The sequence below is a fragment of the Herbaspirillum sp. 1130 genome, from assembly GCF_017833835.1.
Taxonomy (GTDB): domain Bacteria; phylum Pseudomonadota; class Gammaproteobacteria; order Burkholderiales; family Burkholderiaceae_D; genus Herbaspirillum; species Herbaspirillum huttiense.
Map to the genome: position 1 here is coordinate 266382 of NZ_JAFICQ010000007.1, position 6226 is coordinate 272607.

Genomic DNA, 6226 nt, shown 5'->3' on the forward strand with positions numbered 1-6226 from the left:
AAACGCCAGCTGCCCCGGGCAGCGGCGTCACCGGGTGCCGGCGGGAGACTGCGCCTCCCGCCAGCGCAGCTTGCCCGGCCGTCTCCGCAAGGAGGCTGCCGGGCTTTTTTTCGCCTGTATGGCGCGTATGAAGCAATGAGTCAATTTTCCGGATTTTTTACTGGCCGATTACGGTGCCGGCGGGAAATCCAGAACAGTATCGTTCACACGATTGAACAGATTGGTGAAGGTAATTGCAGTGACGGCCAGCAGCGTATCGACGATCTGGGCATCGCTGTAGACGGCCCGCACGCGTTCGACCACATCGGCGGGAACGGTGCCACGGGTAGCGACCAGGCGGCGCGCGAAGTCGGCCAGCACATCCAGGCGGTCATCGCCCGAGGGGCGGTCATGGCGCACACCGTCGATGGCCTGGGCGGAGAGGCCGGCCTTCTTGCCCATGAGCGCGTGGGCGGCCAGGCAGTAATCGCAACCGGACTGTTCGCTCACGGCCAGCTTGATGGCTTCGATTTCCTTGGCCGACAGGCTGCTCTTGCGCAGGGCGCCATCCAGGTGCAGGGCCGACTCCAGCGCTACCGGGCTCAGGCTGCCGATGCCGGCGTAGGCATTGGGCACCATGCCGACTGCAGACTTGATGGCGGCAAACAGTTGGGCGGCCTGGCCGCTGGCTTCGCTGATGGGGGCAGTGTTCAAACGGGGCATGATATTTCTCCTTGGTGAAGGTCAGCGCCTTGGCCGGGGCAGGATTGCCGCTGGTCCGTGTTGCGCATGGACGTACTGTAGGCTTACAGATTGGAATTATGAATGCCTGAAAATGACATAAAATTGCTCAAAAAGCTCAATCAAGGAAAATGATGGATGCCCTCAGCCGCCTCCTTTCCCTGCATCCGGTGCGTGCCGCGCTGGATATCCGCTGCCGTTTCGGCCAGCCTTGGAACCTGCCGCATGCGGCCTTGCCAGCGGGCGTGGCGCCGTATCACTTCATCCTGGAGGGCCGGGCGCAGCTGCGCCTGGCGGCGGGCGAGCCTGTGCTGCTGGAGGCTGGCGACCTGGTGGTGCTCACCCGTGGCGCAGCGCATGATCTCTTCATCGCGCCTGTCGGCGAAGCCATTGCGGCGCGCCCGGGCGTGACTGCAGCGCCGGTGCAACTGAATGTGAATGATGAGGATGGCGGCGGCGCGCAGCCCCTGTCGGATTTCCTCTGCGGGCAGTTCCATTTCGATGCCCCGCACTCCAACGCCTTGATGCAGGCGCTGCCGGAAGTCTTGCTGGTACGGGGCCAGCAGCTGCCGCAAGGGGATGGTCTGCACACCTTGGCCACCCTGCTGCGCAACGAGTGCGGGGGCGCCGATGGCCGCGGAGAATTGCGCGCCGGCGCCCAGGCGGTGGTGGCCGGGTTGGCGGCGGCGCTGTTCGGACTGGCCCTGCGCGCCTGGCTGGCTCAGGGCGGACCGCAGCCGGGCTTGCTGGCGCTGCTGGCCCATCCCGGCCTGCAACCTGCGATGCAGGCCATGCTGGAGGCCCCGCAGCAGGACTGGACGCTGCCTCGGCTGGCAGCGTTGTGCCACATGTCGCGCGCGACCTTCGTGCGGCGCTTCCAGGAGGTCGGCGCCACTACGCCAGGCGAACTCCTGCAGCAATTGCGCATGGCGCGTGCCGCGCAGCTATTGAGCTACAGCAAAATGGGCACGGCACAGATCGGCGAAACTGTGGGCTATCAGTCCGAAGCAGCGTTCAACCGGGTATTCAAGAAGTTCAGCGGAATGGGGCCGGGGGCGTACCGGCGCAGGGGCAGGCTGGAGCAGGGACAGGCTGTGGCGGGGAACGATTCCGTGGATGCCGTGGGGATCAGCGGATAGGCAGGCGGATGGTGTTCTTCACTTCTTCCATCACCGCATAGGTATGCGTCTCGCGCACGCCCTTCAACTGCAGCAGCGACTTGCCCAGGAATTCACGATAGGCGTTCATGTCCTTGACCCGCGACTTGACCAGGTAATCGAAGCCACCGGCCACCATGTGGCATTCCATGATCTCGGGGATGCTCTGCACGCTCTTCTTGAATTCGGCAAAGACATCCGGCGTGGTGCGGTCCAGCACCACTTCGATGAAGACCAGCAGGGAGACATCCAGCAATTCCGGATTCAACTGCGCCGCATAACCCAGGATATAGCCGGCTTCCTGCAGTTTGCGAACCCGCTCCAGGCAAGCGGCCGGCGACAGGTTCACGCGAGCGGCGAGGTCGACGTTGCTGATGCGGCCGTCGTTTTGCAGCTCCGCCAGAATTTTCTTGCTGATCTTGTCGAGTCCGGCCATGGTTTCTGAACTTTATTCAGTTAAAAATATATAGAGAAAATTTTATTCCGATTATAAGGGGAATAAGCGCGCCTAATATCAAGGAAGAGTCAATAGAATCCTCCCTCATAAAAAACATAACGTAATGCGGGCATGAAGCGAAGTTCACCTCGTTTCTGCGCGGATCACAGCAGTATCTCGACAACAGATTTGACGAGTTTTGTTTGCCAGGTCCAGCCTGCGCGCGGCGGTGAAAACCGGCCTGACGCGGTCGGCCCGGCATCAACGGAATGCACCGCTCCTGCCCACGAGGCGGGGGATGGCGCAAATCCTGCTTTTCCGGCGTTTTCAATGCAATCACCCACCGCAGTCTGACTTTCTAGAAGAGAGGAAACACCCCATGTTCAAGCGCGTCTCCGGACTCAACATCATCGCCGCCTCGCTGGCGCTGATCCCTGCTTTCGCCATGGCGCAGGAAACCCAGGTCGTCAAGATCGGTTTCTCCAGCCCGTTGACCGGTCCCCAGGCATCGGCCGGCAAGGACAACCAGGGCGGCCTGATGATGGCCGTCGAGCGTCTGAATGCGCAACCCATCACCGTGGGTGGCAAGAAGATCAAGTTCGAAGTCCTGGCCGAAGATGACCAGGCCGACCCCAAGCAAGGCGTGGCGGTGGCACAGAAGCTGGCTGACCAGGGCGTCAAGGCCATCGTCGGTCCCTACAACTCGGGCGTGACCATTCCTGCTTCGCGCGTCTACAACGATGCCGGCATCGTGGTGGCCACCGTGGCCTCCAACCCCAAGATCACCCAGCAAGGTTTTGCCACCCTGTTCCGCGTGGCTGCCAGCGACAGCCAGCTGGGCGGCAAGATGGCCCTGTATGCAGCCAAGGAACTGAAACTCAAGCGCGTGGCCGTCATCGATGACCGCACCGCCTACGGCCAGGGCCTGGCCGAGGAATTCGCCAAGGTCGCCAAGGCCAACGGCATCGAAGTCATCAGCAAGGACTTCACCAACGACAAGGCTACCGACTTCACCGCCATCCTGACCTCCATCAAGGGCAAGAAGCCCGACGCCGTGTTCCTGGGCGGCTACGCTCCCCAAGGCGGCCCGATCAAGCGCCAGATGAAGCAGCTGGGCATTGACGTACCCCTGATGGGCGGCGACGGCATCTGTTCGCCGGAAATGGGTCGCCTGGGTGGCGATGCCATCGGTGAAACCGTCTACTGCACCCAGGGCGGCACCATGCTGGACAAGGCCAAGGATGGCAAGGTCTTCGCTGACGACTACCAGAAGAAGTACAGCCGTCCTGCTGAAACCTATGCAGTTTCCTTCTACGATGGCATGATGCTGATCGCGCAAGCCATGAAGCAGGCCAACTCGGTCGATCCGAAAGCCTTCGGTCCGGCCATGGCCAAGATCAGCTACAAGGGCGTGGCCGGCCAGTACGACTTCGACGCCAACCACGACCTGAAGCAATCGCCCGTGACCGTCTATCGCTTCAAGGATGGTCTGCCGGTTCCCCTGACCAGCTACTGATCGGTCCTTTCCCGGCCTGATCCTGCCGCCCGCAGTCGCGGGTGGCGCGCCAGGCCCTGATCCCAGCTCCACATTGCAGTGTCCCGCTTCCCGCCGGTTCCGACCGGCCGGGAGCGGCTTGCCGTACCCGCTTGCAGGGCCCATGTCCGGTCCGCAGTGTTACCCTCTGCCCAGGCGGACCCGCAGCATACCCGGAAGGAAGACCATGCTCAGCTATACCCGTACCGTCCAGACCATCGATGCCCACACCGGCGGCGAACCGCTGCGCATCGTTGTCTCGGGCCTGCCCAAGATCCCGGCCGGCACCATCCTGGAACAGCGCGCCTGGCTGCGCGAACATCGCGACGACCTGCGCCGCTTCCTGATGAACGAGCCGCGCGGCCATGCCGACATGTATGGTGCCTACCTGCTGCCCCCGGTCACGGCCGGCGCCGACTTCGGCGTCATCTTCATCCACAACGAAGGCTACAGCGACATGTGCGGCCACGGCATCATCGCCCTCGGCAAGGTGTTGGTCGAGATGGGCTACGTTGAACGTACCCAGCCGCGGACGCGCATCTGCTTTGATGCCCCGGCCGGCTTCATCGAAGCCTTCGTCGAGTGGGATGGCGTGCGCGCCGGCAAGGTCAGCTTCAACAACGTGCCCGCCTTCATTTATCGCCGCGACGTCGAAGTCGAGACGTCCGGGTTTGGCAAGATCACCGGTGACATCGTCTTCGGTGGTGCCTTCTACTACTACATCAACGCGGCGCAGGCCGGCCTCACCGTCAAGCCTGAACTGGTGCGCCAGCTGATCCAGCTGGGTGCCGAGACCAAGGCCGCCGTCATGGCCAAGGTCGCCATCGCGCATCCGCTGGAGCCGGGCCTCAATACGCTGTACGGCACCATCATTGACAGCGAACCCAATTTCCCCGGCGCGGACCAGTCCAACGTCTGCATCTTCGCCGACCGCGAAGTGGACCGCTCGCCCACCGGCACCGGTACCTCGGGCCGCGCGGCCCAACTGTTCCTGCGCGGACAATTGGCGCTGAACCAGCACTACGTCAACGGCAGCATCGTCGGCAGCAACTTCGGCGTGCGCGTGACTGCTGCGACCAAGGTGGGTGACTTCGATGGCGCGCTCACCGAAGTGAGCGGCTATGCCCACATCATGAGTACCAACCAGTGGGTGCTGGAAGAGTCCGATCCCTTCCCGACCGGTTTCTTCCTGCGCTGACTTCCCCACAGGATTCCCATGCACATCCTCGATTCCCTCCAGACCGCGCAGGCACTGCCGTATTCCGCGCTGGTCGATGCCCTCGCACGCGCCGCGCAGGAACTGGCCAGCGGTGCGATTCGCGCCCCGGAACGCCAGGTCGTTCCCATTGATGCCAACAGCGTCCTGCTGGGCATGCCGGCCATTGCCGAGGATCTCTCGGTGACCAAGCTCATCACCGTGCATGGCGACAATGCGCGCCATCAGCTGCCGGCGATCCAGGGTGAGGTGATTGCCTTCGAAACCGATACCGGACGACGCCTGGCCTTGATGGATGGCCCGACCGTCACGGCGCGCCGCACCGCAGCCATGAGTCTGCTGGGCATTCGCACGCTGTTGCCGCGCACGCCGCAATCGGCGCTGTTGATCGGTACCGGCGCGCAGGCGGCGGCGCATGCCGATGCGCTGGCGGAAGTGTTTGGTGTCCGTCAGTTCTGGGTGGCCGCGCGTGACCTCGCGCGTACCCAGGCTTTCTGCCAGGCCATCAGCGAACGCCATCCGCAAGTGGTGGCCAGTCCGCTCCCGGCACAGATGTTGCAACAGGATTTGCCGCGCACCGATGTGGTGATTGCCTTGACCACTTCACGCGTGGCCGTGATTCCCGAACAGATCGCGGCCGATACGCTGGCCATCGGCGTCGGTGCCTTCAAGCCGGACATGGTGGAGTTCCCGGCCAGCCTGCTGCATGCACGCCGTATCGTGGTCGATGACCTCGCCGGCGCGCATCACGAAGCAGGCGACCTGATCCAGGCCAAGGTGGACTGGGCGGGGGTGGTCGGCATCGGCGATGTGCTGGCCGGCAAGACGGCGGTGAACACGCTCGACAGCGCGGGGGCGCTGCCGGTGTTCAAGACCGTGGGCCAGGCCGCGTGGGACCTGGCGGCAGCGCGCGTGATGCGCACCACACTGGGGATATGAAAATTGCGCGTGCATGCGCGCTTAATTTGATAAATAATTTACGCTTTTTTAGCGAACGCCCGTGCGTTTGCGGTTTCCTTGCAGTTTCCTGACGTTTCACAACAATCATCCTCCTGAAGGAGACACCGTTTCATGGACATTTTCATCCAGCAGATCATCAACGGATTGGTGCTAGGCAGCATGTACGCACTGATCGCCCTGGGCTACACCATGGTGTACGGGGT

The 6226-nt window shown here is 62.9% G+C and carries 6 protein-coding genes and 1 pseudogene; 5 read left to right on the forward strand and 2 right to left on the reverse strand.

The annotated features are described in order from the left end of the window. Nucleotides 1-168 precede the first annotated feature (168 nt). Nucleotides 169-702 carry a carboxymuconolactone decarboxylase family protein gene (locus JOD78_RS26820; protein ID WP_034340480.1) on the reverse strand — a complete coding sequence of 178 codons (534 nt, stop codon included), beginning with the start codon at nt 700-702 and terminating at the stop codon, nt 169-171. Between the two features lie 152 nt (nt 703-854). On the opposite strand from JOD78_RS26820, the gene JOD78_RS26825 reads away from it, so the two are divergent. After that, on the forward strand, nt 855-1859 hold the full coding sequence (locus tag JOD78_RS26825) for an AraC family transcriptional regulator (RefSeq protein ID WP_245202313.1): 1005 nt from the start codon (nt 855-857) through the stop codon (nt 1857-1859). On the opposite strand, the gene JOD78_RS26830 is transcribed toward JOD78_RS26825, so the two are convergent. After that, a complete protein-coding gene (locus tag JOD78_RS26830; protein WP_008334229.1) occupies nt 1849-2313 on the reverse strand; it encodes an Lrp/AsnC ligand binding domain-containing protein in 465 nt (154 codons plus the stop codon). The genes JOD78_RS26825 and JOD78_RS26830 overlap by 11 nt on opposite strands. A 379-nt stretch (nt 2314-2692) precedes the next feature. Here JOD78_RS26830 and JOD78_RS26835 point away from each other — a divergent pair, with 379 nt between their 5' ends. The 4 genes and pseudogenes from JOD78_RS26835 to JOD78_RS26850 all read left to right on the forward strand — a co-directional run. Then, a complete protein-coding gene (locus tag JOD78_RS26835; protein ID WP_121037777.1) occupies nt 2693-3829 on the forward strand; it encodes a branched-chain amino acid ABC transporter substrate-binding protein in 1137 nt (378 codons plus the stop codon). A 205-nt stretch (nt 3830-4034) separates the two neighbouring features. After that, the gene (lhpH, locus tag JOD78_RS26840) at nt 4035-5045 is read left to right on the forward strand and encodes a trans-3-hydroxy-L-proline dehydratase (protein WP_204726235.1); all 1011 of its coding nucleotides are present in this window, start codon (nt 4035-4037) and stop codon (nt 5043-5045) included. A gap of 18 nt (nt 5046-5063) precedes the next feature. Next, nucleotides 5064-6002 carry a delta(1)-pyrroline-2-carboxylate reductase family protein gene (locus JOD78_RS26845; RefSeq protein WP_121037782.1) on the forward strand — a complete coding sequence of 313 codons (939 nt, stop codon included), beginning with the start codon at nt 5064-5066 and terminating at the stop codon, nt 6000-6002. Between the two features lie 132 nt (nt 6003-6134). Next, a pseudogene (locus JOD78_RS26850) lies at nt 6135-6226 on the forward strand (branched-chain amino acid ABC transporter permease); the annotation flags it as partial.

What these genes read in the sequence shown, in the direction of transcription:
- JOD78_RS26835 (WP_121037777.1), top strand. Translation starts at nt 2,693, where the DNA reads ATGTTCAAGCGCGTCTCCGGACTCAACATCATCGCCGCCTCGCTGGCG.
- JOD78_RS26825 (WP_245202313.1), top strand. Translation starts at nt 855, where the DNA reads ATGGATGCCCTCAGCCGCCTCCTTTCCCTGCATCCGGTGCGTGCCGCG.
- JOD78_RS26820 (WP_034340480.1), bottom strand. Translation starts at nt 702, where the DNA reads ATGCCCCGTTTGAACACTGCCCCCATCAGCGAAGCCAGCGGCCAGGCC.
- lhpH (WP_204726235.1), top strand. Translation starts at nt 4,035, where the DNA reads ATGCTCAGCTATACCCGTACCGTCCAGACCATCGATGCCCACACCGGC.
- JOD78_RS26830 (WP_008334229.1), bottom strand. Translation starts at nt 2,313, where the DNA reads ATGGCCGGACTCGACAAGATCAGCAAGAAAATTCTGGCGGAGCTGCAA.
- JOD78_RS26845 (WP_121037782.1), top strand. Translation starts at nt 5,064, where the DNA reads ATGCACATCCTCGATTCCCTCCAGACCGCGCAGGCACTGCCGTATTCC.